The 22958-nt window shown below is 72.2% G+C and carries 21 protein-coding genes and 1 pseudogene; 13 read left to right on the plus strand and 9 right to left on the minus strand.

The window, feature by feature from the left end:
• The first annotated feature begins 285 nt into the window (after positions 1-285).
• Positions 286-939: an MBL fold metallo-hydrolase gene (locus tag EAS64_RS14635; protein ID WP_145853425.1), complete on the plus strand. Its 654-nt coding sequence runs from the start codon at positions 286-288 to the stop codon at positions 937-939.
• 190 nt (positions 940-1129) lie between these two features.
• Here EAS64_RS14635 and EAS64_RS14640 read toward each other — a convergent pair whose 3' ends face one another.
• Genes EAS64_RS14640 through EAS64_RS14660 form a run of 5 tightly spaced genes read right to left on the minus strand, consistent with a single transcriptional unit; the run spans position 1130 to position 3849 of the window.
• The gene (locus EAS64_RS14640; RefSeq protein ID WP_145853426.1) at positions 1130-1441 is read right to left on the minus strand and encodes a hypothetical protein; all 312 of its coding nucleotides are present in this window, start codon (positions 1439-1441) and stop codon (positions 1130-1132) included.
• Between the two features lie 5 nt (positions 1442-1446).
• The gene (locus EAS64_RS14645; RefSeq protein WP_145853427.1) at positions 1447-1773 is read right to left on the minus strand and encodes a hypothetical protein; all 327 of its coding nucleotides are present in this window, start codon (positions 1771-1773) and stop codon (positions 1447-1449) included.
• The gene (locus EAS64_RS14650; protein WP_145853428.1) at positions 1770-2210 is read right to left on the minus strand and encodes a chromate resistance protein ChrB domain-containing protein; all 441 of its coding nucleotides are present in this window, start codon (positions 2208-2210) and stop codon (positions 1770-1772) included. The genes EAS64_RS14645 and EAS64_RS14650 overlap by 4 nt, the downstream gene beginning before the upstream one ends.
• A complete protein-coding gene (locus EAS64_RS14655) occupies positions 2207-2566 on the minus strand; it encodes an antibiotic biosynthesis monooxygenase family protein (RefSeq protein ID WP_145853429.1) in 360 nt (119 codons plus the stop codon). The genes EAS64_RS14650 and EAS64_RS14655 overlap by 4 nt, the downstream gene beginning before the upstream one ends.
• Positions 2563-3849, minus strand: coding sequence for an MFS transporter (locus EAS64_RS14660; RefSeq protein ID WP_187365917.1), 1287 nt, complete (start codon positions 3847-3849; stop codon positions 2563-2565). Before EAS64_RS14660 ends, EAS64_RS14655 begins: the two co-directional genes overlap by 4 nt.
• Before the next feature lie 130 nt (positions 3850-3979).
• On the opposite strand from EAS64_RS14660, the gene EAS64_RS14665 reads away from it, so the two are divergent.
• The 4 genes from EAS64_RS14665 (at position 3980) to EAS64_RS46725 (ending at position 9246) form a co-directional block, all read left to right on the plus strand.
• Positions 3980-4459, plus strand: coding sequence for a Chromate resistance protein ChrB (locus tag EAS64_RS14665; protein ID WP_145853431.1), 480 nt, complete (start codon positions 3980-3982; stop codon positions 4457-4459).
• Positions 4456-4893: a chromate resistance protein ChrB domain-containing protein gene (locus EAS64_RS14670; protein WP_145853432.1), complete on the plus strand. Its 438-nt coding sequence runs from the start codon at positions 4456-4458 to the stop codon at positions 4891-4893. The genes EAS64_RS14665 and EAS64_RS14670 overlap by 4 nt, the downstream gene beginning before the upstream one ends.
• A gap of 343 nt (positions 4894-5236) precedes the next feature.
• On the plus strand, positions 5237-6433 hold the full coding sequence (locus EAS64_RS14675; RefSeq protein ID WP_145853433.1) for a metal-dependent hydrolase family protein: 1197 nt from the start codon (positions 5237-5239) through the stop codon (positions 6431-6433).
• Positions 6434-6450: 17 nt separating this feature from the next.
• Positions 6451-9246 (plus strand): helix-turn-helix transcriptional regulator, encoded by a 2796-nt coding sequence (locus tag EAS64_RS46725; protein WP_145853434.1) that lies wholly within the window; start codon positions 6451-6453, stop codon positions 9244-9246.
• Positions 9247-9266: 20 nt separating this feature from the next.
• Here the strand turns inward: EAS64_RS46725 and EAS64_RS14685 are convergent, their stop codons facing one another.
• On the minus strand, positions 9267-11387 hold the full coding sequence (locus EAS64_RS14685) for an acyltransferase family protein (RefSeq protein ID WP_281283257.1): 2121 nt from the start codon (positions 11385-11387) through the stop codon (positions 9267-9269).
• A gap of 302 nt (positions 11388-11689) precedes the next feature.
• The gene (locus EAS64_RS14690) at positions 11690-12853 is read right to left on the minus strand and encodes a hypothetical protein (protein WP_222849300.1); all 1164 of its coding nucleotides are present in this window, start codon (positions 12851-12853) and stop codon (positions 11690-11692) included.
• A 126-nt stretch (positions 12854-12979) separates the two neighbouring features.
• Here EAS64_RS14690 and EAS64_RS14695 point away from each other — a divergent pair, with 126 nt between their 5' ends.
• Complete coding sequence (locus EAS64_RS14695; RefSeq protein ID WP_222849301.1) at positions 12980-14365, plus strand: GH1 family beta-glucosidase; 1386 nt, start codon at positions 12980-12982, stop codon at positions 14363-14365.
• A gap of 78 nt (positions 14366-14443) precedes the next feature.
• On the opposite strand, the pseudogene EAS64_RS14700 reads toward EAS64_RS14695, so the two are convergent.
• Positions 14444-14728, minus strand: a pseudogene (locus EAS64_RS14700) (PucR family transcriptional regulator); the annotation flags it as partial.
• 319 nt (positions 14729-15047) lie between these two features.
• Between EAS64_RS14700 and uraD the strand changes: the two are divergent.
• From uraD to EAS64_RS14720, 4 genes are read left to right on the plus strand one after another with little or no spacing between them, the layout of a single operon-like run.
• Complete coding sequence (gene uraD, locus EAS64_RS14705) at positions 15048-15518, plus strand: 2-oxo-4-hydroxy-4-carboxy-5-ureidoimidazoline decarboxylase (protein WP_145853437.1); 471 nt, start codon at positions 15048-15050, stop codon at positions 15516-15518.
• A complete protein-coding gene (uraH, locus tag EAS64_RS14710) occupies positions 15515-15877 on the plus strand; it encodes a hydroxyisourate hydrolase (RefSeq protein WP_145853438.1) in 363 nt (120 codons plus the stop codon). The genes uraD and uraH overlap by 4 nt, the downstream gene beginning before the upstream one ends.
• Before the next feature lie 43 nt (positions 15878-15920).
• Complete coding sequence (locus EAS64_RS14715) at positions 15921-16343, plus strand: type II toxin-antitoxin system PemK/MazF family toxin (RefSeq protein ID WP_145853439.1); 423 nt, start codon at positions 15921-15923, stop codon at positions 16341-16343.
• A gap of 8 nt (positions 16344-16351) precedes the next feature.
• Positions 16352-16531 carry a hypothetical protein gene (locus EAS64_RS14720; RefSeq protein ID WP_145853440.1) on the plus strand — a complete coding sequence of 60 codons (180 nt, stop codon included), beginning with the start codon at positions 16352-16354 and terminating at the stop codon, positions 16529-16531.
• 49 nt (positions 16532-16580) lie between these two features.
• Here EAS64_RS14720 and EAS64_RS14725 read toward each other — a convergent pair whose 3' ends face one another.
• The gene (locus tag EAS64_RS14725) at positions 16581-18452 is read right to left on the minus strand and encodes an aminotransferase class III-fold pyridoxal phosphate-dependent enzyme (RefSeq protein ID WP_145853441.1); all 1872 of its coding nucleotides are present in this window, start codon (positions 18450-18452) and stop codon (positions 16581-16583) included.
• 87 nt (positions 18453-18539) lie between these two features.
• Here EAS64_RS14725 and EAS64_RS14730 point away from each other — a divergent pair, with 87 nt between their 5' ends.
• From EAS64_RS14730 to EAS64_RS14740, 3 genes are all read left to right on the plus strand, one after another.
• On the plus strand, positions 18540-19904 hold the full coding sequence (locus EAS64_RS14730) for an SWIM zinc finger family protein (protein ID WP_145853442.1): 1365 nt from the start codon (positions 18540-18542) through the stop codon (positions 19902-19904).
• 73 nt (positions 19905-19977) lie between these two features.
• The gene (locus EAS64_RS14735; RefSeq protein WP_145853443.1) at positions 19978-21846 is read left to right on the plus strand and encodes a DUF5691 domain-containing protein; all 1869 of its coding nucleotides are present in this window, start codon (positions 19978-19980) and stop codon (positions 21844-21846) included.
• Positions 21815-22930 carry an ATP-binding protein gene (locus EAS64_RS14740; protein ID WP_145853444.1) on the plus strand — a complete coding sequence of 372 codons (1116 nt, stop codon included), beginning with the start codon at positions 21815-21817 and terminating at the stop codon, positions 22928-22930. Before EAS64_RS14735 ends, EAS64_RS14740 begins: the two co-directional genes overlap by 32 nt.
• Positions 22931-22958: the final 28 nt, after the last annotated feature.

The following is a 22958-nucleotide window of genomic DNA, read 5'->3' on the forward strand; positions in this document are numbered from 1 at the left end:
TGCCGAGGCCGGGTCTGTCAGCTTCGCTTAACCGCCGGTGGGATAAAGGGTACAAAGCGGACGGGAATGTGGTCGCCGGTTAAGCAGAGGCGGGAAAAGTGGTCGCCGGTTAAGAAAAGAGCGTCGCCGGATCCGGCTGGAGAAAGACGCAGTGACCGATGTGGCGGGAGGGCCCGGGCGGGCGTGGCACTGGATGGCGGCGGCTCACGCTCTCGCGGCGGGCGCCGAGGGGTCATGGGGCGGGGTGGCGAAGACACGGAACCGTTCGGCGGATAGATTTTTCTCGTGACTTACACGGGAGACGTGACTGTTGGCGGGCCGTCGGACACGCGGGAAATCGGCGGCGTGACCCTGACCAAGCTCGCGGTGGGCGAGATGCACAACAACGCCTACCTCCTTGTCGATGGAACCGGGCAGGGGCTGCTCATCGACGCGGCCGCCGAGCCCGAGCGACTGCTCGCGATGATCGGCGACACGCCGGTCGTGAAGATCGTGACCACGCACCAGCACCCCGACCACTGGCAGGCGCTCGCCGCGGTGAAGGCGGCGACCGGCGCCGTCACCGTGGCGCACCCCGCGGACGCGCCGGGCATCCCGGTGCCGACCGACGAGCTCGTCGAGGACGGCGGCACGATCAGCTTCGGCGACACGGTGCTGTCGGTGACGCACCTGGTCGGGCACACACCGGGGTCGATCGCGCTGACCCTGGACGTCGGCGGGACCGCGCCGCACCTGTTCACCGGGGACTGCCTGTTCCCCGGCGGGGTCGGCAACACACAGAAGGACCCGGCGCGGTTCTCCTCGCTGTACGCGGATGTCGTGGCTAAGGTGTTCGACCGGCTGCCCGACGCGACCTGGGTGTATCCCGGCCACGGCGGCGACACCACGCTCGGGGCGGAGCGGCCGCACCTGGAGGAGTGGCGCGCCCGGGGCTGGTAAGACCTCATCACCGCGCGTCACGGCTCGCTCAGTTACGGGCCGGCGGAAGCGTCTCCGGCTGCCCTCGGAGCCGTCCCGGCGTCATCGTGCTCGTGCCGCCGACCCGCGCCGAGCCGGACCGGCCAGCCCGGCTGCCTCTTGGTGCGAACGGGGCGGCCACGAGGACCGCAGCCTGGGTTGCCCGTATCGGTCAGATTGTCACCACGTTGACGACGAGCGAGGCGATCGTGGCCAAGGCCCGAGCTTGCCCATAGCGCCGTGCGTCCGCGGGCGGCCGCAGGTGCGCGTATGCGCCGAGGAACACGTAGGTGAGTACGGGCGCCAGCCAGTCGTTCGCGGAGAAGCCTGCCAGGCCATCGGCGTTGAGCTGGGGCATGTTCGCCGAGACTCTCCAGAGGAAGACCGACACCCCGGACAGCAAGGCGACCGCGGACAGGTCAGTCCACGCGCCGTGAGGCAGCCGCCAGAACGCTGCGGCGGACGCGAGCACCGTGGTGACCACGGCGGTCAGCAGGATGTGGGCGTGGCTGAACGTCGAGCCGGAGGCCAGGGCCGTGTTCGTTGCATGCTCCTTGATGGTCTGGCGTCGACGGCGTCGGCGTCGCGGAACCAGATCCGCTCGCGGCGTTCCTTGCCGCGGGCCCGCATCCAGGCGGCCAGGTCCTGCCGGGTGCCGGGGTCGTCGGCGATCACGGTTTCCATGAAGCCGGGTTTCCCGGCGAGGAACAGCTGCCCGCCGGATTTGGGGGCGGTGATCGCGGCAGCGGCCATGAGCTTGGCGACCTGGCGGACCGTGTCGGCCCGCAGGTCGTCGTAGCCGATGGTGCCGGTCATGCCGCGGCGGGCACCTGGCGCTGGCACCAGGCGTAGAGCGCGTCGTAGACGAACCGGCCCTTCTCCAGCAGCCGGTGGTCGTCGGCTTCAACGTCAAGCCCGCCCACGCCGATCGCGAGCAGTCCGGGCCCGGCCGGGTCGCTGTCCAGGTCCTCGGCGATGTCGGCGGCGTGCACGATGCGGGCCAGGCGGATCAGCGCCGGGTCGCCGTCCAGGCCGTATTCGTCGATGAGGACCTCGAAGGTGCACCTGGCGCCGCGGTGGGTGTAGCGGGCGCCCGGCGCGTCGAAGCTGATGGCGTCCTCGCGGGCGGCTGCGTCCAGGACCTGGCCGGCGGGGACGTAGAGGATCTCCGCGGCGGGGTCGATGAACTTGGCGATCAGCCAGGGACAGGCGATCCGGTCGGTCTTGGGGCGGGCGCGGGTGATCCATTTCATGACGTCTCCTCGGATATGTGCGGCGGGTTACGGGACTGGTCGTGCGCGGTGAGTCCTGGCAAGTTGAGGTAGCCTCCGGTCACCTCGTAGCGGGTGATCGGCCGGTAGGTGACCGCCTGGTGGACCTCGCTGGCGGTCAGGGCATCGCGGTCCGGGGTGGCGATCCACGCGTCGAATACCTCGTGGCTCGGCCACACGGTGACCACGACGATGTCAGCGCCCGGGTCGGCGGGCTCGCAGACAAGCTCGGCGAGGATGCCATGCTGCTGGCGGACGGCGCGCCCGGCGTCGATCCAGGCCAGGTACGGGTCCCGCCATTCTGGCGGGACGGAGACGGTGCGCAGGCAGACGATCACGGCGGCTCCCCGGGTGAGGCGGTAACGGTAGCGATGGCAGCGCTGCCGGGGCCTGGCGGGCCGGCGCGGGTTGTCAGGCCGAGGCGGTGCGCCCAGCACCACAGGGCAAGGTCATAGCCGGATTTGACCGCGCCGGCGACGACCAGCGGCGCGCCGAGGGCGAGCTGCTGGACCAGGCCGGCGGCCAGCGGTCCGGCCGGCCGGACCGTGTACCGGGAGGCGTTGGTGACCGCGGCGGCCGCGGTGCGCTCTGCGGGGGTGACGACGGTCATGACCAGCGCCTGGCGGGTGGGGACGTCCATCTGCGACAGCGTGGTGCGGGCGAGCAGCAGCAGCGCCGCGACGCCGAACGTGGGCGCGAACGCGACAGCGGCAAGCAGCACGTTGCTGGGCAGGTGCGTGCCGACCATGGTGGCGACCAGCCCGAAACGGCGGGCCAGCAGCGGTGCCAGCGCGACCGAGACCGCCTGCACCACTGAGACCGCGAAGAACAGCCAGCCCAGCGCGGCAACCGATACGTGGTAGCGGTCGGTCAGGTAATAGGACAGGAACCCGGTGGTGACCAGGCCGCCGCCGGCGGCGTCGACCGCGAACAGGCCGGCCAGCCGCCGCACCACCGCCCGGGACGGGCCGAGCCGTGACCGGACCCGGCCTGCCGGCCCTGGCGAGCCGGTCGAGGCGGCGGGGGCCTCGACGGCAGGGGACAGGCGCGCGGCCAGGACCGCGCCGGTTATCCCGACCGGGACCAGGACCAGGAACAGCCATCCGTGCACACCCCCCGTGGCGCCGTGAGGGCCCAGGCCGGTAAGCGTCACGGCAAGCGAGCCGAGAGCGCCGGCGGCAGCGCCGATCATGTTGTACCGCCCGTACACCGTCGCAGTGCCCGCGTCCTCGGCGGCCAGCATCACCTGCTCCAGCGTGGTCGCCGGGCCGTTGTCGACCACGTCGGTCGACAGCGTGCCGGTCAGCGCCACGACCAGCAGGACCCACAGCGGCGCGCCCGCCGCGACCAGCACGCCCGCGACGGCGATGCCGAAGAAGAACGCCGCATACGAACGGCGGCGGCCGAACCGGTCACCGAACGCGCCCACCGCCAGGCTGGCCAGCGCGGTCCCCGCGATCAGCGCCGTCAGCACCGCGGCTGCCTGCAGGCTGCTGTACCCGCGGGCGGCGAGCAGCGCCCCCAGCAAGACCGCGGTGAACCCGTAGCCGGCAGCCCGCACCCCCTGCCCGGCCACCAGCAGCCTGGCATCCCCGGTCAGGCCCGGGTGCGGGGACCTCACCGGGCCCCCGTCACTGCCGTGTTGCCGCGCTGGCGGATGCATACGTCGTGCACGAGTACGATTCTGCAACCACGGTCGCAATAGTGCAACCCCGGTCGCATCTCAGCTACACTCACTGGGGGTGATGCGCATGAGCCAGGCCGAGGACTGGGTGCTGCTGGCCTACCGGCTGCCCCGCGTGCCGTCCACGCCGCGCTCGGCGGTCTGGCGCAAGCTCAAGCGGCTGGGCGTGGCCTGGCTCAGCGACGGGCTGGTGGCGCTGCCCGCCGACCCGCGCACCCGCGAGCAGCTCGAATGGGTTGCCGAAGAAGTCACCGAGCACGGCGGCGAGGCGACGGTGTGGCTGGGCCGCCCGCTCGACGCCCGGGCCGCGTCTGCAGTCGCGGGCCGGATGACGGCGGCGGTCGCCGCCGAGTACGACGCCCTGGCAGCCGAAGCGGCCACGCTGCGCAGCGCTGATGCCGCCGGCCGGCGCCGGGCCGTCACGCGGCTGCGCCGTGAACTGCACCGCATCCAGGGCCGCGACTTTTTCGCCTGCCCGCAGCGGGAGGCCGCCCGGCTCGCAGTCGAGCAGCTGGCCGCGGCCGACACCGCCGGGACGCCCGCGTGATCTGGGCTACCCGGCCGGGCATCCACGTCGACCGGGCCGCCTGCGCCTGGCTGATCCGCCGCTACGTCGACCCCAGCGCGGAATTCGTCTTCCCCGCCGACCCCGCGGCCGTGCCACCCGGCGCGACCCCTTTCGACGTGCGCGGCGCCGCACTGGGACATCACGAGGGCCGGTGCTCGTTTGAAACAGCGCTGGAAACGTTCGGCCTGACGGCAGACCCCGCGCTCGAAGAGATCGGCCACATCGTCCACGAGGCCGACCTGGCCGACGAACGCTACGACGCGCCCGCCGCAGCCGGACTCGACGTCCTGATCCGCGGCCTCACCCTGACCAGCAGCTCGGACCACGACACCCTGACCGTCACCGACCGGCTATTCGACGGCCTGTACGAGCAGACCCGCCGCCAGCTCATCACCGGCCGCCCGCCTGCCTAGCCGGCCCTGCCCAGCGGCCTCCAGCCGCGGGCGGATCAGTCCGTGCAGTCGACATAAGCCATGTACTGCCGCGCCGGCATCCGGTACTGCGGCACCATGTCCGGGTTGCTGAGCATGAGGTCGATGACCTTCTCCTGCTCGTCTGGGGTCGTTGTCGGCGATAATCCCCGGTTGGCGAAGCGGCACCACGAGACGCAGTGGTAACGCGACTCGACCTTATTGGTCGCGCGGTGGCCCCGGTGCGCAGGGTGCCCCTACCTGACCGCCGGCAGTCAGCGATGCGTACCTCGGGTGCGTACTACCACGGATGCGGCGGGGGGCGGGAGCGACCACCGTTGTCAGCATGACAAGCCTCATTGTTTCCGAGCGTCGCCGGCTGACAGCGATCCGTGCGTCGTGGCTGTTCGACGGCACCGGTTCGGTGCTGATCGCGAACCCGCTGGTGGTCCTGGATGGCGCGGTTATCCGGTCGGTGGAGTCCGGCGGCGATGTGCCCGACGGCGCGCGCCTCGTGGACCTCGACGGGGCGACGCTGCTGCCAGGGCTGGTGGACACGCACGTCCACCTGGCGTTCGACGCCAGCCTGGACCCAGTCGGCAATCTGGCCGGCCGTGACGAACGCGCGGCCGTGACGGCGATGGCCGAGGCTGGCCGGGCGTCGCTGCGGGCCGGAGTGACGACGGTGCGCGACCTCGGCGACCGCGGCTACCTGTCGCTGGAGTTGCGGGGCCGGGAAGACCAGCCGACCTTGGTAGCGGCCGGGCCGCCGATCACTAGCCCGGGCGGGCACTGCCACTTCTTGGGCGGGGTCGCCGAACCGACAGAGTCCGGCGTGCGGGCGGCGGTGCGCGAGCATGTCGAGCGCGCCGTGGACGTCATCAAGATCATGGCCAGCGGCGGAACGATGACGCCGGGAACCCGGCAGGAGTGCGCCCAGTTCGACGCTGGCGTGCTGCGGGCGGCTGTCGACGAGGCGCACCGGCACGGGCTGCCGGTGACCGCGCACGCCCACGGCACGCCGGCCATCGCCGATGCCCTGGCGGCAGGGGTCGACGGCATGGAGCACGTGACGTTCTGGTCGGCCGGGGGCGTTGACAGCCCTGAGGAGCTGCTGCGGGCCGTCGCCGACCAGCGGATCATGGTGGGCGCCACGGTCGGCATGGTGCCGGTTGCGGGCCTGGAACCGCCAGCCGAGGTCGTCTCGCGCCTCCCGAAGATCGTTCAGAACGTCAGGCGCCTGCACGAACTGGGCGCGCCGTTGGTCGCGGGGACCGATGCCGGCATCGCCCCGGTCAAACCGCACGGGGTGCTGGCCTGCGCACCGCCGATGCTGCGCGACATCGGACTGGGGCCGAGTGAGTCGCTCCGCGCGATCACCTCGGTCGCCGCGGGAGCGTGCGGCCTGGCGCACCGCAAGGGCCGCATCGCACCCGGCTACGACGCTGACCTGCTCGGTGTCGACGGCGACCCGCTGGCCGACCCGACGGCGCTGCAGCGAGTCCGCGCGGTCTACGCGCGCGGTGCCCCGGTGGCGAGCTAGACCTATCATGCCGATGTATGGACGTCGGCGGGATCTTCGTGGGGCGGGCCCGCGAGCTCGATCTGCTCAGCGCCCGGCTCGACGACGCGCGGGGCGGCCGCGGCCAGCTTGTGCTGGTTACCGGCGAACCGGGGATCGGCAAGACGCGGCTGGCCGAGGAACTGGGCCGCCACGCTGAGGCCATCGGCGTGCCGCTCGGCTGGGGGCGGGCGAACGACGACGAGGGCAGCCCGCCGTACTGGATCTTCCGGCAGCTCGCAGGCTCGGCGGGCCGGGCCATGCCCGGGTTGCTGACCGGCGGGGCCGGGGACGGCGGACCCGGGGACGGCGGGTCGGCGGAGGCGCGGTTCGAGGCGTTCGAGGCGCTTGCCGATGACCTGCGCGCAGCCGCTGCGGCCCAGGGTCTGCTCCTTGTGCTCGATGACCTGCAGTGGGCCGACGCGGCCTCCCTGGCGCTGCTGGTGCACCTGGCACGCGAGATCGGGCGGTCACGGCTGATGATCGTGGCCACCTACCGGGACACCGAGACGACCGGCCGTGCGGCGCTGTCGTCGGCGCTGCCGGCGCTCGCCCGGGAGTCGAGCCTGACTAGGGTCCGGCTGGTGGGTCTGACCCAGGCCGAGGTCCAGCGGCAGCTCAACCTCGTCACGGGCACGTCCGTGCCGCCGGAACTGGCCGTGCTGGTCAGCCGGCGCACGGGCGGGAACCCGTTCTTCGTCGCGGAACTGGGCCGCCTGGCCGGCAGCGCCGGCCAGGCACTGCCCGACGCTGTCCTGGACACCCTCCGGGCGCGACTGGCGCGGCTGAGCGGACCCTGCCGCCAGCTGATCGCCACGGCTGCCACGCTGGGCAGCGAGCTTGATCCCGCGACGCTGGCTGAGGTGTCCGAGCGGCCGGTCGCGCAGGTCCTCGCAGATCTGGACGAGGCGGCGGCCGCCGGCGTGGTCGTCTGCCCGGACGGGTGGCGGTTCGGTCATGACCTGATCCGCGAGGCGGCCCGGCTCGACCTGCCTACCGCCGCCCGGCTGACCGCGCACGCACGCCTGGCCGCCTGCCTGGAGAGCCGGGCGGACGCCACTTCCCGCACCCCCGAAATCGCGTATCACTGGCTCGAGTCGCTGCCGCTCGGCGATCCGGCCCGGGCCTGCCAGTGGGCCGAGCGCGCGGCCGACCAGGCCCTCGGCCAGCTCGCCTGGGAGCGTGCCGCGGCGCTGTACCGGCGGGCCCGGGAGACCGGTGCCCGGCTCCCCGCCGCCGACCGGACCCGCCTGCTGCGCCGCCAGGGCATCTCGCACCTGCGCGGCGGCGACGTCCAGGCCGGCTCGGCCGCGCTGACCGCCGCGGCCGAGGCCGCCCGGGAGGCGGGCGACTCCGCCGCGCTCGGCGAAGTGGCGCTCGCGATCGAGGGTCTTTCCGACCCGTGGGGGTCATTCCGCGGCGGCCGGCTTGCCGGAGAAGCCCTGGCTGGCCTGCCGCCGGGAGATACGCCGCTGCGCGCCCGGCTGCTCGCCCTGCAAGCCGGCGAGGCTGTCGTCGCCGGCGGCGTCGACCCAGGCCGGGTGTCGGCCGAGGCGCTGGCCATGGCCGAGCGGCTGGACGACGGGCAGGTGCTGCGCTCGGCCCTGCGCTCACGGCAGATGGCCCGCTCTGGCCCGGACGGGGTCGCCGAACGGCTCGGCCTTGGCAGCCGGATGCTCGCGCTCGGCAAGGCGGACGATGACGACGACACGATGTTGTGGGGCCGGCTGTGGCGCTTCGACGCCCTGGTCATGCTGGGCCGCCTCGACGAGGCCGAGGCCGAGCTAGGGCCGATGCTGGCACTCACCGGGCGGTTGCAGCGGCCGCTGGCCCGCTGGCACTACCTGCGCAGCAAGGCGGCGATGGACCTGGCCCGGGGCCGGTTCGACGCCGCCACCTCGGCGGCCCAGGAAAGCCTGGCCCTGGTCGAGGGCCGGGTGCACGACGCACTGCCCGGCGTGTCGGTCATCGTGCTGACCGTGATCGCCGGGCTGACCGGACGGGACGAGCTGGTCTCGGACCAGATGCTCGAGGTGTTCGCCCGCGACGCGCCGCGGTTCGTCAGCGCCCTCTTGTCGGCCCACTGGCTGCGGCACGGTGACCGGGAACGTGCCCGCCGCGACTACGCCGCGATCCCCGCCAGCGACATACCGGTGCCCGCTCTCCTTTCTGTGGCAGCCGCGCTCGTAGAACTGACCGCCGAATTCGGTCCGTCCGCGACGGCGGAACACGCGGCGGCGACGCTACGGCTGTACCCCGACCTGTTCGTAACCGGCGGCGCGGGCGCGATCGTGGTCTCCGGTTCGGTACGGACCTTCCTCGGCATCGCCGCGGCCGCCGCCGGACGCCCCGACGACGCGGTCCGCGAGCTGAGGCTCGGCATCGCCGCCGACGACCAGGCCGGCACGCCGCCCTTTGCCGCCCTCGCCCGCTTCGAACTGGCCAGGGTGCTCGCCTCCAGGCGCCGGCCCGGCGACGTCGAGGAGGCCTCGGCTCTTGCCGCCTCCGTCGCGGCCACCGCAGGGCAGCTGGGCATGGCGCCCTTGCGGGCCCGCGCCCACGCGCTGGCCGCATCGCTGCGGGGTGACATGCCAGGACCGCTGACCCGCCGCGAACGCGAAGTCGCCGCACACGTCGCCCAGGGCCTGACCAACAAGCAGGTCGCCGCCCTCATGCACATCTCCGAGCGCACCGCCGAGAGCCACGTCCAGCACATCCTCGGCAAGCTCGGCCTCGCCAACCGCACCCACATCGCCACCTGGGCGACCGACGGATTGCGTGCCGATCAGCCGTAATACCGCGCTTCTTGCTGTTATCACAGCTTGGCGGCGAGGGTCTTGCTGGCCTTCAGCAGCAGGGGTTCCAGGAACGGCGCCGTGGATTTCGAGTAGGGGCCGGTCAGGTGATGGCGGTCGCCGAAGACGAGGACGTTGCCGACGACCGGGGCGCACACCTTCGGCCCGCAGATAAGCGAATTCGCGTTGACCACGGTGACCTTGCCGTTCATCAGCTTCGCCGCGTCGGTGACGGGCGAATCCCGCAGGATTGCCGCGGACACCGGCACGTCACACTGCGCTAGGTCGGTTGAATGCTGCTCGACGCACGTTGGCACGTCCTCGTCGAGGTCGGGTGACTCCTTAATCGGCGTCACGGAGATCCCGGCATTCTCCAGCCGTGTCCAGTACTGAGCCATTCCGGCGCCGATCTCGGCCATGGCCGCCTGCGATGCGTTAACGGGATGGTCGGGCGTGGAGAGCAGGCTCGGGTAATCGGTGGTGATCACCACGTCTGGCCGGATGGTCGTGATCAGGCCATGCAGCACGACCGCGCCCCAGGTCTGGCAGGCAGTGAGATCCCCGATGCCGTTCCAGTTGAGCACCAGGGTCGATGACCAGGGACAGCTTGAGTGCAGTTCGGTCACCAGCTTCCAGTGCCTGTGTACCGCGATCGCGTTGAGGGAGTCGAACCACTGCCCGGCCGCCGAGTCGCCGACCAGGGCGACGGTGAGCACGGGGCGGGCGGTGTCCCCGAACACGCACTCCGTGGGCGTGCTCGCCCCGAAGTCGTCCAGGCAGCCTCCCGTCTGGTCCAGCGTCTGACTGATCGGGTCCGGCGGCTTGAGAATGGGCGCGACGGGCACGTTCGTGACCGCGCCGGTGAGCGCCGCCGCGCCCGGGTAGTGGGGGCCGAGCGTCCCGTTCCAGGGGGCAGGCTCTCCGCTGATGTAGACGGCTGCCAGGGCGACCGGCACGACCGCGGTGAGCGCCATCGCCAGCGAACGCCACCGGTGGCGCGCGATGAACGGCGCCAGCCGCACCTTGTCCTCCACGAAGGTCTTCGTCAGCCAGGCGAGGAGGACAGTGACCGCGAGGATAACGGGACCCGACAGCGGGCCGGGGGCCCTGCCCTGCCAGTCCGTGTACAGGTTAATCAGCGGGTAGTGCCACAGGTACAGCGAGTAGGAGATCCCGCCGATGAACACCATGAGCCGCGCGGACGTCAGCCGGGAGGGTCCGCCACGACCTTCAGCGGATCCGCCCGCGATCAGCGCGACGGCGCCGAGGACCGGAAGCAGCGCAAGCGCACCCGGGAACGCCGATGACGCGGTGAGCAGGAACGCCGACGCGATGACGACGGCGAGCCCGGACCAGCCCAGCCATCCCTGGCGGGCCAGCGTGCGGGTCAGCCGCGCGGGGGCGAGGGCGAGGATGCCTCCAGCGCCGAGTTCCCACATGCGCGTCGCGGTCATGAAGTACGCCGCGGGTGCGTTCGCGTTCGTCTCGTGAATCGAGTAGGCCAACGACGCGATGACCAGCGCCGCCGTCAGCACGCCGACTGCGGCGCCGCGGGTCCTGGCGCGCCGCGCCGGACCCGTCCCCCGTGTCGCGAACATCGCCGACAGCAAGGCGGCGAGGAGGAAGAGAAGCGGCCAGACGATGTAGAACTGCTCCTCGACCGAGAGCGACCAGAAGTGCTGCACCGGAGTGGCCGCGTTGCCGGACTTGAAGTAGTTGACGGCATCCGACGAGAGCTGCCAGTTCTGGTAATACAGCGCGCTTGCCAGGATCTGCTGGGCCGTGTTGGCGAACAGGGTCGGGGGCTCGATGATGCGTGCCGCGATCCACGTCACGGTCAGCACGAGCGCCGCCGCCGGGATCAGCCGCCTGGCACGCCGTCCCCAGAACTCGGCCAGGCCGACCTTTCCCTGCGCGTAGCCGCGCCGCAGCTGGCCGGTAATCAGGTACCCGGAGATAACGAAGAACACGTCCACCCCGGCGAAGCCGCCGGGCAGCACCGACGGGTACAGGTGATAGATCACCACCATCGCGACGGCGATCGCCCGCAGTCCCTGGATATCCGGCCGAAATCCCTGTCGTTCCCCCCGTTTCCGGGTACCGTCACTGGTCGCAGTGGCCGCGGGAACGACAACAGGCACTTTTCCTGTATATCACGATATCCGAGCCCCTTTATAAGACCTGGATTTATGTTAGGGCTCTGTCGCACTTTCGGCTGTAACGGCGGTTTCACCGTTTACTGAACACTCTCCCCACCGCTTGGCGACGACGGCTTCCGACGTAATCCGACGAGAATCCGGTGCGGTCATCAGCGATTTCCTTGGCGGCAAGTTCACGGTCACCACTGGTTAGGTTCGCACGCTGATAGGGCGGGCGGTGGCCTTAGCGTCGGTTACGCGCGGCCTGGATCGCCTGGCCTGCGCTGCGGCGCTTCTTGCTGTTATCAGGCTAGGAGCGCATCGCGGTGCGCGAGGGCCAGGGTGAGCAGTGCCTCGGCGGCGGCCTGCAGCGGCGCGCCTGACAGGAGTTCGGTGACCGATGGCGGGTCGAAGGGCCGTGGCCTGATGACCCGCCCCTCGGCGTTGCTCTCCACCAGGCCACCGAATAGCTCGTCGTACAGCGGCGCGTCGATGACCACCGCGGCGAGCAGGTCGAGTGCGAAGGTGAGCGGGTCGGCGCCAAGCCCCAGGCACCAGGCGCGGACGCTGCCGTCGGCGAGGCCGTCGGTCATCGCCTTGGCGAGCGGCCAGGAGGCGTAGTCGATCGGCGCGTCCTCGCTGCCGTAGTCCTCGTCCGCGCCGAGCAGTTCCTCGGCGTACTCGCGCAGCAGGCCGCGCCACAGGCTGAAGTCGTTGGCCTCGTTCCACGGCGCCTCGCCGGACGGCTGGAAGATGCCGACCGGGATGACCTGGTACATGCCGCCGGCGTGGCCGACCAGGGCCGGGTCGCGGTAGTGGGTGGGGAACGACGCGGTGCCCGCCGCCCGGTCGTAGCGCAGCGTGAGCGCGCTCGTGGCCATCGCGGACGAGCGCCTGCGCAGGTCGGTGGGATCGGCGAACGCCGCCCGGTAGGCGGTGCCTTCGGTCAGGCCGAGTTCGGCGGCGGCGTACTCGAACCCGGCGGGGCCGCCGGTGTCGACGCCGTCGAAGAAACGGCCGCGCCCGAAGGCGAGCCGGGGATCATCCGCGCTGGCCAGGTCGGCGTCGACCAGCCGGTAGGTGGGCCGGTTCTCGAAGACGGCGGGGGCGGCGAGCGCGGCGATCACGTCGCTGTAGCGTCGGTACCTGCCCCCGTTGGCACGCCCCGGCAGCGCATGCGGCGCGAGTTCCGCCAGATCGGGAAGCTCCGGGGGCGGCGCGGACGGGCGGAACTCGAGGCGAACGCGGTCAAGCGGGATCGGCGCGGGCAGCCGCCACCTGGGCGCGGCGAGCAGGGGGGTGTCCGCGATACGGCTGGCCTGCGGGTACGCTGTCGCCGCGCGGACCGCGAGGCCGTGCCGGTTGGCGTGCAGGTAGCTGTTGACCCGCAGCCAGTCCCGCTCCGACGGAGTCCCGCCTGCCATGCTGTCTCGCGACGGTGCCTGGCGAGGTGGCTCGCGGTCGGTCATCGGGCTCCGATCTCCCGCCATAGGTGGCCGGCGTTCTGGGCACAAGCGACTTGGGGTGACATACGCTACTGAAACGGTTAAGTTAGACGGTCTGTGCTGCATTTGATGCCGAGGAGGTACTTCCCTATGTCGACCGACGACCAGCTCCGGTTCCCTGACGGGTTCCTGTGGGGCGCGGCCACCGCCGCCTACCAGATCGAAGGGGGCGCGGACGCCGAGGGGAAGGGGCCGTCGATCTGGGACACGTTCAGCCACACTCCAGGGAAGGTCTTCCACGGCGACAACGGCGACGTTGCCTGCGACAGCTTCCACCGCTACGGCGAGGATATCGCTCTGCTCAAGCGGCTCGGGGTGGGATCGTACCGGCTCAGCCTGTCCTGGCCGCGGATCCAGCCGACCGGGCGCGGCGAGGTCAACGCCAAGGGGCTCGACTACTACAACCGGGTGATCGACGGGCTGGTCGAGGCCGGCATCGAGCCGTCGGTGACGCTCTATCACTGGGACCTGCCGCAGGCACTGCAGGACGCGGGCGGCTGGGCGAACAGGGACATCGCCGACTGGTTCGGTGAGTTCGCCGCGATCGCGGGCGAGGCGTTCGGAGACCGGGTGTCCCGGTGGATCACCCTGAACGAGCCGTGGGTCGTCGCGCACGTCGGCTACCGTGACGGGCGGCACGCGCCGGGGATCCAGGACCCCGCGCTGGCCGTCGCGGCCAACCATCACCTGCTGCTCGCGCACGGCAACGCGGTGTCCGCGCTGCGCGCGAGTTCCGCCGCCCCGGTCGGCATCACGCTCAACCTGACGGTGGAGCGGCCGGTCACCCCGGAGGCCGCGGCCCACGCCGCCGTGCTCGAGGCGCGGCAGAACGGGGTGTACCTGGACCCGATCTTCCACGGCAGGTACCCGGAGCTGCTCGACGGCGACGCGTCCTTCTCCCCCGCGGCGGCCGGGCACGTCAGGGACGGCGACTTCGAGATCATCGGCGCGCCGCTGGACTTCCTCGGCGTGAACTTCTACGCGCCGCACTACGTGGGCATGCTCCACGCGGACGGCGAGCCGCGCCGCGGCGAGACCGTGACCGGGCCGGACACGGTGTCCATCCAGCCCGACGGGCTGCCGATCACCGCGATGAACTGGCTGGTGGAGCCGGGCTCGATTCGCGAGCTGCTTACCAGGATCGTCGCCCCGGTGACCGGCGCGCTGCCGGTGTACATCACGGAGAACGGGTCGTCGTGGCACGACTACGTCACCCAGGACGGGCAGGTCAACGACCTCGAGCGCATCGCCTACCTGCGCGGTCACCTGGCCGCGGTGCACGGGGCGATCGCCGACGGCGTGCCGGTCAAGGGGTACTTCGCCTGGTCGCTGCTCGACAACTTCGAGTGGGCCGAGGGGTACGCCAAGCGGTTCGGTCTCGTGTACGTCGACTTCGCCACGCAGGAGCGGCTGCTCAAGCGCAGCGGCGAGGTCTACGCGTCGATCGTCGCGGCCAACGCGCTGCCGAAGGCATAGGCGGGTCGCTGCCTGACGCGGCACCGCGCGGCGCGTGATTTGCGCACCGCGCGGTGCACTATGTACGCGGCTGTGTTGTTACGTCGTGCGCAGGGCGAGGAAGAAGTCCACCCGGTCCGCCAGCATTGACAGGTCACGGCCGGTCAGCGCCTCGATGCGGCCGATCCGGTACCGCACGGTATTGACGTGCACGTACATCAGGGCCGCGCAGACGGCCCAGGAGCCGTCGCAGGCGAGGAACGACCGCAGCGTCGGCATCAGCTCGGCATTGTGCCTGGTGTCGTAATCGCGCAGCGGGCCGAGCAGGCGTTCGGCGGCCGCGTGGAGCAACGACGCGGGGACGCTGGCGAGCAGCACCTCGTGGAGCGGCTGTCCCGTGTTCCGGCCGTCGTCGTCGGCCGGCTGATCATGCCCGTCCGGCCCGTCGTCGGCGTCCGCCGTCGGCTCGCTGCCAGCGTCCGCCGTGGCCGGCGGCCCGGCGCGTTCCGCCGGCATGTCAAGGACTTCCCCAGCCCGCACGGGCACCTCCCAGGCAAAGCGTCCGCGTTACCGTAGCCCGCGCGTGTTTAGCGAAAGCTACACGACGACTATCCCCGTGTTAAGCAACTTCCACGCGGCTTCTGCGTGCCTGGACCCGCGTGCCGAGCAGGGTCTCCCCTACCCTGGTAATCCGGGAGGCTCCGTGACCCTGGCCGCGTTCAACGCCGCGCCCGCCGAGGAGGCGCTCGCGCTCATGCGGGCATGCTGCGCCTCGGCCCGGTTCGCCACCGCGATGGCCGCCGGCCGGCCCTATCCGTCCGCCGACGCCGCGGCCGCCGAAGTCGACACCGTCTTCGCGAGGCTCACCTGGGACGACGTGCGGGAGGCGATGGAGGGTCACCCTCGGATCGGCGCCCGCGTGTCTGGTCAGTCGGCGGCCGAGCAGTCCGGCGTGGCCGACGAGACCCGCGCGGCGCTCGCCGCGGGCAACGCCGCGTACGAAGAACGGTTCGGTCACGTGTTCCTCATCTGCGCCACCGGGCTCAGCGGCGATCAGATGCTCGCCGCCCTGCACCGCCGACTGAACAATGACGAGCAGTCCGAACGGGTTGTTGCCGCCGCCGAGTTGCGCAAGATTACCGTGCTGCGGGTGCGGAACGCCCTGACCGGATGACCGTGTCCACCCACGTACTCGACGCCAGCGCCGGCCGGCCCGCCGCGGGGGTCTCCGTCACGCTGTCGGTGATGGCGTCCGGGCCCGGTGACGGCTGGCTCGATGTGGAGTCGGGCACCACCGACGCCGACGGCCGCTTCCGGTTCGGCGCGCCGACGCCGCCTGGCATGTACCGGCTGGTGTTCGGTACCGGCCGGTACTTCGCGGACCAGGCGGTCGCGACGTTCTACCCCGAGGTGACGATCGCGTTCACGATCGCCGAACCCAGTGCGGGTGACCCCGCCGCGGCGCGCGAGGCTCACTTCCACGTGCCGCTGCTGCTGTCCCCCTTCGCCTATTCCACCTACCGGGGCAGTTAGCGCGCGCCATTTGCGTTAGAGCTGGCGACGACTTGGAGGGCGCATGCGGCGAGGCGAGATCTGGTGGGTCGAGTTCGACGAGCGGCGGCCCGTCGTGCTGCTGTCCGCGGAAGAGCCATCCGGGTTCCTTGCGATGCAGGTGGTCCCCCCGGCGGATACCGACATCTCCGGACTGGGCATCGAGGTCGCGGTCGGCGCCGAGGAAGGACTGCCGAGTGAGGGCGTGCTGCGGTTCGCCATCCCGCGGCCCGGCTTCACCCCGTGCACCTGGCTGACCACCCTGAGCCGCGACGACCTGATAGAGCGGGCGGGCACGGTGTCGGCCGCCAAGCTCAGCGAGATCGACGACGCCGTGCGCGCCAGTTCGCAACCTGCCGAATGGACCCCGGCCGCGGCGGCCAGGCTCAGCGAGATCAAGGACTCACTCCGCCAGCGGTTCCAGCCAGGCGGCGACGGAACGAACTAGCGTGGCCGATGAGCGCTGTCCAGATCGCCGGCTGTTCCTGCGCCGGGAAGTCCGCGGTCGCCGCCGCGCTCGCGCGCCGCGGCCTGGTAGCCCTCGATGCCGACGACGACCCGTTGGTGGTGGACGCGATACTCGCCCGCACGTTGCCGGTACCGCCGCCAGGCCTAGCCGGGCAGGCGCCCGGCTAGACCAAGCCCGGTGGCGTGGGGCTGCGGTGGCGGACGGTGCGCGCGGCAGCTAGGCGAACAGGGGACTAAGGGCGGTGAGGGTGGCGCGCAGGCGGACGATCAGTTCGTGCAGCTCCTCGTCGGTCGCGGTCAGCGGGGGGCCGATGAGGATGGCGTCGCCACGGGTGCCGTCGACGCAGAAGCGGGCCGGGTAGACGATCAGCCGGCTGGCCGCCGCGGCGGCGATGGCCTTGGCGGTGATGTCGAGTGCGGGGTCTGGCGGCGCCGCGGTCGCGGGGTCGGCCACGAACTCCAGGCCCCATAGGTAGCCGGCGCCGCGCACGTCGCCGAGGAACGGGAACTCCGCTTGCAGCGCGCGCAGTTCCTCGCCGAGCTGGGCGCCGCGGCGGGCGACCCGCTCGACAAGTCGCTCTTCCTCGAGCGTCTCGATGGTCGCGATGCCCGCCGCGCAGGCCAGGGGGCCATTGGTGAACGTGTGCCCGGCGCTCATCGCCGGGTAGACGCCGCGGATCTGGTTCCAGACCTTGCCGGACAGCGCCGCACCGCCGAGCGGGAGACTGCCGCCGCCCGCGCCCTTGGCGAAGGTGACGATGTCCGGCACGGCGGCGGAGTGCTGGAAGGCGAACCAGGCGCCGGTGCGGCCGAAGCCTGACATCACTTCGTCGCTGATCCACAGCACGTCGCTGGCGTCGCAGAGCCGGCGCAGCTCCTCGAGAAAGCCGGGCGGCGGAACCAGCACGCCGCTGCCGGAACCGCCCACGCCCTCGAGCAGCACGGCCGCGGTGCGCCGCAGGTCGAGCCGGGCGAACTCCTCGCGGAGCCGCGCGATGCACACCTGCGCCGCGGTGCTGCCGTCGGGCACCGGCAGCCGGTAGACCTGCGGCGCGGTGATCGTCTCACCCGCGTGCACCAGCGGACGGTACGGCGCCGCGTAGCGGGGCTGACCCGACGCGCCGAGCGCGCCGGCGGTGTTGCCGTGATAGCTGACCGAACTCGACACGAACCGGTGCTTGTCGTGACGGCCCTGGCTGGCCCAGTACAGGTGCGCGAACTTCATGGCGATCTCGTTCGCCTCTGACCCGCTGCTCACGAACATCACGTGGCCGAGCCCGCCGCCGAGCCGCTCCGTCACCAGCTCGGCCAGACGCTCGGCCGCGCCGTTCCTGAACTGGGTGCGGTGCACGTAGTCGACTGCGCTGAACTGGTCGGCGATGGCCGCGAGCACCCGCGGGTGAGCGTGACCGAGCGTCACCGCGAGCGGCCCGGAAGAGGCGTCGATGTAGTCGAGGCCCGCCTCGTCGAAGATCCTCGCGCCCTTCGCGGCGACGGCCAGGGGAAGGGACCGGACCGAGGACGGGATCAGCGCGGACGGCGCGGAGCCGGGCGAAGACGGCAAGGTCCCTGAGGACGACGCGGACGGTGCCGGCGAACTGACCGTCACGACGGCTCCCTGCGGCTGCTTGCCGAGACGTGCCTCGCTGAGCAGCCCAGGCAGGTCGAGGCCATCCCCGGGGAGCAGGCGGAACTCGATGGCCACCGCCTCGGTGTCGTCGTCGACGGTGAACGCCGGGTCGCCGAGGGCCTCTCGCATCTCGGCGGAGTGCCAGAACTCCTCGTGCCCGGCCCGCCATTCGGCAACCGACTCATATCCCTCGCCTTCGCCGATCGCGTGCGCGAGGTCGACGTCGCCGACCCGGACCACCCGCACCGCGAGGGTCTCGATGACGCCGACCGGCTCGCCGGCGGAGTCGATCACCACGTCACGGTCGCCGGGACGCGGCAGCGGCTCGCCTTCGCGCTCGTAGTCGGCGAGCAGTCCCGTCGTAGTCGTCTTCGTGCCGTCAAGTACCGCGGCGACAAGCAGATCGCGCAGCGGCCCGGGAAACCCGAGCTCCATGACGCCAAGCCGTCCAGCTTCCATGCGGCCAAGCCTAGCGACTTCCCGCCTGGTACCACCGTGATGCACGGTACGGGTGGAATGTCAGCGAGGCCGGCTACCTTGCGAGCCATGTCAGCCCGTTGGAGCGCGGACAGCGTGCTCTCGCTCGCCCCCGACGACTCATCCCGCCGAGCCGCCGCCACGCTGGCCCGCCCCGTTCCGTGGAACGGCACCGGCACGGCGGGTGACCTGGTGTGGGGGCTGTGCGCGGGCTCGGGCAAGAATCCGTACCAGGTGATCGTGGACCTGACAGGCCCGGCGTACAAGTGCTCATGCCCGTCGCGGAAGTTCCCCTGCAAGCACGCGCTCGGCTTGCTGCTGCTGTGGTCCGACGGCGCCGTCCCCGACCAGGCCGACTCCCCCGGCTACGCCAGTGCCTGGCTGGAATCCCGGCAGGAGCGGGCGGAGCGAACAACAACACCTCCATCCCGAACGGATGCGGCTGCCTCCGCCACCGCCGCCGACTCCCAGGGTGCGGCCGGCCAGAAGGCCGAGTCCGCTGCCCGTCGCGCCGCGGAACGCGCACAGCGGGTCACCGATGGCCTCGCCGACCTGCGGGAATGGCTGCGCGACCAGGTGCGCGCGGGTCTTGCCGGCAGCGGAACGCCTGGCGGCCGAGCGGGCGCCGCCAACCTGATGGCCACTCGCATGGTCGACGCGCAGGCGCCAGGCGTCGCCGGCGCGCTGCGTGCCCTGGCGGGAACGGCCGGCGACGGTCCCGGCCGGCTGCTCGCCGAGTACGCCCTGCTGCACCTGCTCATCCGGGCACACGAGCGGCTCGACGAGCTGCCGGAAGGCCTGGCGGCGACGGTCAGGTCCCGGGTGGGATACCCGGTCCGCACGGAGGAGGTGCTCGCGCGGCCCGCCGTCGCCGATCGCTGGCTGGTACTCGCCACCAGGGAACTGACCGATGCGGCGGTGCCCGGCCGCCGCATCTGGCTGCGCGGACGCGCGACGAACCGGTGGGCGATGCTCCTCACGTTCGCCGACCCGAACGGCACCTGGCAGGACCCCGCCACCGCACGGCTGCGGCCCGGCACGGAAATCCCCGCCGACCTGCACTACTACCCGGGCCAGCCGGCGTTGCGCGCGGTCATCGGCGCGCGGCACGGCGATCCGGTCCGCGCCGGGCAGGCGCTGCCCGCGGACGACGGAGCCGCCCTGCTGGCCCAGTGGGCAGCCGCTCTAGAACAAGACCCGTGGGCCACCACCTGGCCCGTGGTGGTCACCGGTACCCCGGTGCCATCCGGCGGCGGGCAGCGCTGGCAGCTAGCCGACGGCACCGGCCTCGCATTCCCGCTCACGGACCGCGACTCGCTGTGGACGCTGCTCGCGGTCTCCGGCGGCCGCCCGGTGACAGTGGCGGGCGAATGGCACCCAAACGGCCTGGTCGCGCTGACGACCTGGCATGGCGAACAGGCGGTGACGCTGTGAGCGAGGTCGCGAGCGAATCGGCAAGGACAGTGCGTCCGCGAATGCGGACTCCGAGCGCCAGCGAGGTGTCCTCATGAGTGGGCTGACCTTCGACGACCTGGTGACGACGGCCGCGCTTGGCGTGTCGCGCAAGGGGTTCGCGCCGGCCGAGCTCGACGGAGTGGCGGCCGAGTACGCGGGGCGGCTCGACACCGCCGATCCGGCGGCCGCGCTGCTTGACGCGGCGGCGCTGCTGACCGTTGCGGGACGGGCCGGCGTCCGGCTCGCCGACGGCACGGCGCTGCCGGTGGCCGATCCCGGTGACCGCACGGCATCGCCGCCAGGCGACCTAGGCGGCCGCACGGCCCTGCCGCCAGGCGATCCCGGTGACGGCGCGGAGCGGGAGCTGTCCATGGCCGGCGCGCGGGCGCTCACCAGGCTCAGCGGCCGCGACCGGTCTCGCAGATCAGCCGCGAACGCTGCTGGAGTGACCGGCGACCTGCTCGCCGCCATGCGCGACGCGGGGTACGTGCTGCCCGCGCCGCTGCTCGCGGACCTGCTTGATCTCGCGTCACGTACGCCGGTGCTGCGGCCCGCTGTGGCGCCGGTGCTCGGCACGCGGGGCCGCTGGCTGTCGAGGCACCGCGCCGACTGGCAGGAGGTCGCGGACGCCGCGACGCCGGAACCGGACGGCTCGTCGGCACCGGGCGACCGTCAGGCGGAGGCAATGGGTGACCGTGAGGCCGGGGCAATGGGTGACCGTGCGGCGGGGGCACCGGGCGACCCTGAGGTGTGGCGCGTCGGACGGCCGGCCGAACGGCGCGGGTATCTGGCGCGGCTGCGCGACTGCGATCCCGGCGCGGGACGCGAACTGCTCTTCGACGGCTGGACGCGCGAGTCCAAGGAGGACCGGTCGGGCCTGCTCGGGATGCTCGGCCGCGGGCTGTCCGCCGCTGACGAGGAGTTCCTTGAGAACGCGCTCGGCGACCGGGCCGCGGAGGTGCGCGCGGTTGCCAGGCGGCTGCTCGCCCGGCTGCCTGATTCCGCGTTTCAACGCCGCGCGTCGCTGCGGGCGGCGCAGGCCCTGCGGCTGGAGGGGAACGGTACCGAAGCCCGGCTCGTGGCATACCTGCCACGCGTGCTTGACAAAGCGTCCCTCAGAGACGGGGTGGACAGCGGAGCGCCGCCCGGGTGGAACGACGATGCGGGGTGGCTGCTCGCGCAGCTGGTCGCCGGGGCGCCGCCGTCCGAGTTGACCACCCGGCTGCGGATGACGTCGGCACAGCTCGTCGCGCTGCCCGTTGCTGGCGCCGCCGCGATCGACGTGCGGGCAGGCTGGCGGCTCGCCGTCGCCCGGCAGGCCGAAGCCGTCGCCGACGCGGGCCGGAATGGTCCTGGCCCGGCTGGCCCGGAGCTTGCGGAGTGGGCGGCCGCGCTGCTCGACGCGGACCGGCAGTGTGTGAACCGGCCGCCGTCGGTGTGGGTGCCGGACGCCGCGCTGGCCGGCCTGCTGCCCGGCGACGCGCGGGCGACGCGGACCGCCGCCCTGCTGGACGCCGTGGGCAAGGACGCCAGGCCACCGCAGGCCCAGCGGGTCATGGCCGAGCTCGCCGGCCACCGGATACCGTGGCCAGCCCTGGTCGCGGACGCCGCGCTCGCCGCGCTCGACCGCGCGGCCGGCCGTCCGTTGCTGACGGAGTTCACCCAGGCCCTGCTCGACGCCGCGGGGCGGGCCATGCCCGCGAGCGGTGTCCGGGACTACGCGGCCGAGCTGACCCGGCTGGCCGTAGCCACGCCTGAGGCCATGCCCTGGATGCCCGCGATGCGGGCCGCCGCGGAGACGATCACGTTGCGCCGTGCCTTCCTTGCCGAACTGCGTGACGCCACTGTGCTGACAAACACGGGGCTACCCGCCCTCATGACGCCGCCGAATGAAGGAGAGAACGTTGACCGCCACCGTTGAGGCCGCCGGGCTGCTGCGGCCGCATGCCGAGCAGGTGTACGCAGGGGAACTCGCCGCGCTCGCCCGTCACGACGACGGGATGCGGCCGCCTTCGTGGCGGCTGTCGCCGCGGGCCGTCGTGACGTACCTGCTCGGCGGCGAGCTGGCCGACGGCACCGTGATCACGCCCAAATACGTCGGGCCGCGACGGCTGATGGAGGTCGCCGTCGCGACCCTGGCCACCGACCGGGCACTGCTGCTGCTCGGCGTGCCAGGCACCGCCAAGACCTGGGTGTCCGAGCACCTGGCGGCCGCCGTGTCCGGCGATTCCACGCTGCTTGTCCAGGGCACATCGGGGACCGCCGAGGAGGCGATCAGGTACGGCTGGAACTACGCGCGGCTACTCGCCGAGGGCCCCTCCCGTGCGGCCCTCGTCCCCTCTCCGGTGATGACAGCGATGGCGGAGGGCCGCGTCGCCCGGGTCGAGGAGCTGACCCGTATCCCATCCGACGTGCAGGACGCGCTGATCACGATCTTGTCGGAGAAGGCGCTGCCCGTACCCGAGCTCCGCACCGAGGTGCAGGCGGTGCGCGGGTTCTCCGTCATCGCCACCGCGAACGACAGGGACCGCGGCGTGAACGACCTGTCGTCGGCACTGCGCCGCAGGTTCAACACCGTGGTGCTGCCGTTGCCCGCGAGCGAGGACGAAGAGGTGGACATCGTCACCCGGCGGGTCGGGCAACTCGGCCTGACGCTTGAGCTTCCCGAGGTGCCGTCGGCGGCGGAGGAGATCCGGCGGGTGGTGACGGTGTTCCGCGAGCTGCGTGCCGGGGTAACCGCGGACCAGCGGACCCGGCTGAAGTCCCCCACCGGAACCCTGTCGCCCGCCGAGGCGATCTCGGTGGTGACCAGCGGGATCGCGCTCGCCGCGCACTTCGGCGACGGGGTGCTCCGCGCCGCGGACATCGCGGCGGGGATCACCGGCGCGATCGTCAAGGACCCGGTGTCCGACGCCGGCGTCTGGACGGAGTACCTGGAGGCGGTCGCCCGCGAGCGCCCGGGCTGGGCGGACTTCTACCGCGCCTGCCGCGAGGTCGCCCCGTGACCCCACCCTCGGTCCCCCTCCGCGAGCC

This window comes from Trebonia kvetii (assembly GCF_007827045.1).
Classification (GTDB): domain Bacteria; phylum Actinomycetota; class Actinomycetes; order Streptosporangiales; family Streptosporangiaceae; genus Trebonia; species Trebonia kvetii.

What these genes read in the sequence shown, in the direction of transcription:
- EAS64_RS14645 (WP_145853427.1), bottom strand. Translation starts at nt 1,773, where the DNA reads ATGACCGGCACCATCGGCTACGACGACCTGCGGGCCGACACGGTCCGC.
- EAS64_RS14650 (WP_145853428.1), bottom strand. Translation starts at nt 2,210, where the DNA reads ATGAAATGGATCACCCGCGCCCGCCCCAAGACCGACCGGATCGCCTGT.
- EAS64_RS14665 (WP_145853431.1), top strand. Translation starts at nt 3,980, where the DNA reads ATGAGCCAGGCCGAGGACTGGGTGCTGCTGGCCTACCGGCTGCCCCGC.
- EAS64_RS14675 (WP_145853433.1), top strand. Translation starts at nt 5,237, where the DNA reads ATGACAAGCCTCATTGTTTCCGAGCGTCGCCGGCTGACAGCGATCCGT.
- EAS64_RS46725 (WP_145853434.1), top strand. Translation starts at nt 6,451, where the DNA reads ATGGACGTCGGCGGGATCTTCGTGGGGCGGGCCCGCGAGCTCGATCTG.
- EAS64_RS14690 (WP_222849300.1), bottom strand. Translation starts at nt 12,853, where the DNA reads ATGACCGACCGCGAGCCACCTCGCCAGGCACCGTCGCGAGACAGCATG.
- EAS64_RS14695 (WP_222849301.1), top strand. Translation starts at nt 12,980, where the DNA reads ATGTCGACCGACGACCAGCTCCGGTTCCCTGACGGGTTCCTGTGGGGC.
- uraH (WP_145853438.1), top strand. Translation starts at nt 15,515, where the DNA reads ATGACCGTGTCCACCCACGTACTCGACGCCAGCGCCGGCCGGCCCGCC.
- EAS64_RS14715 (WP_145853439.1), top strand. Translation starts at nt 15,921, where the DNA reads ATGCGGCGAGGCGAGATCTGGTGGGTCGAGTTCGACGAGCGGCGGCCC.
- EAS64_RS14720 (WP_145853440.1), top strand. Translation starts at nt 16,352, where the DNA reads ATGAGCGCTGTCCAGATCGCCGGCTGTTCCTGCGCCGGGAAGTCCGCG.
- EAS64_RS14725 (WP_145853441.1), bottom strand. Translation starts at nt 18,452, where the DNA reads ATGGAAGCTGGACGGCTTGGCGTCATGGAGCTCGGGTTTCCCGGGCCG.
- EAS64_RS14730 (WP_145853442.1), top strand. Translation starts at nt 18,540, where the DNA reads ATGTCAGCCCGTTGGAGCGCGGACAGCGTGCTCTCGCTCGCCCCCGAC.
- EAS64_RS14735 (WP_145853443.1), top strand. Translation starts at nt 19,978, where the DNA reads ATGAGTGGGCTGACCTTCGACGACCTGGTGACGACGGCCGCGCTTGGC.
- EAS64_RS14740 (WP_145853444.1), top strand. Translation starts at nt 21,815, where the DNA reads ATGAAGGAGAGAACGTTGACCGCCACCGTTGAGGCCGCCGGGCTGCTG.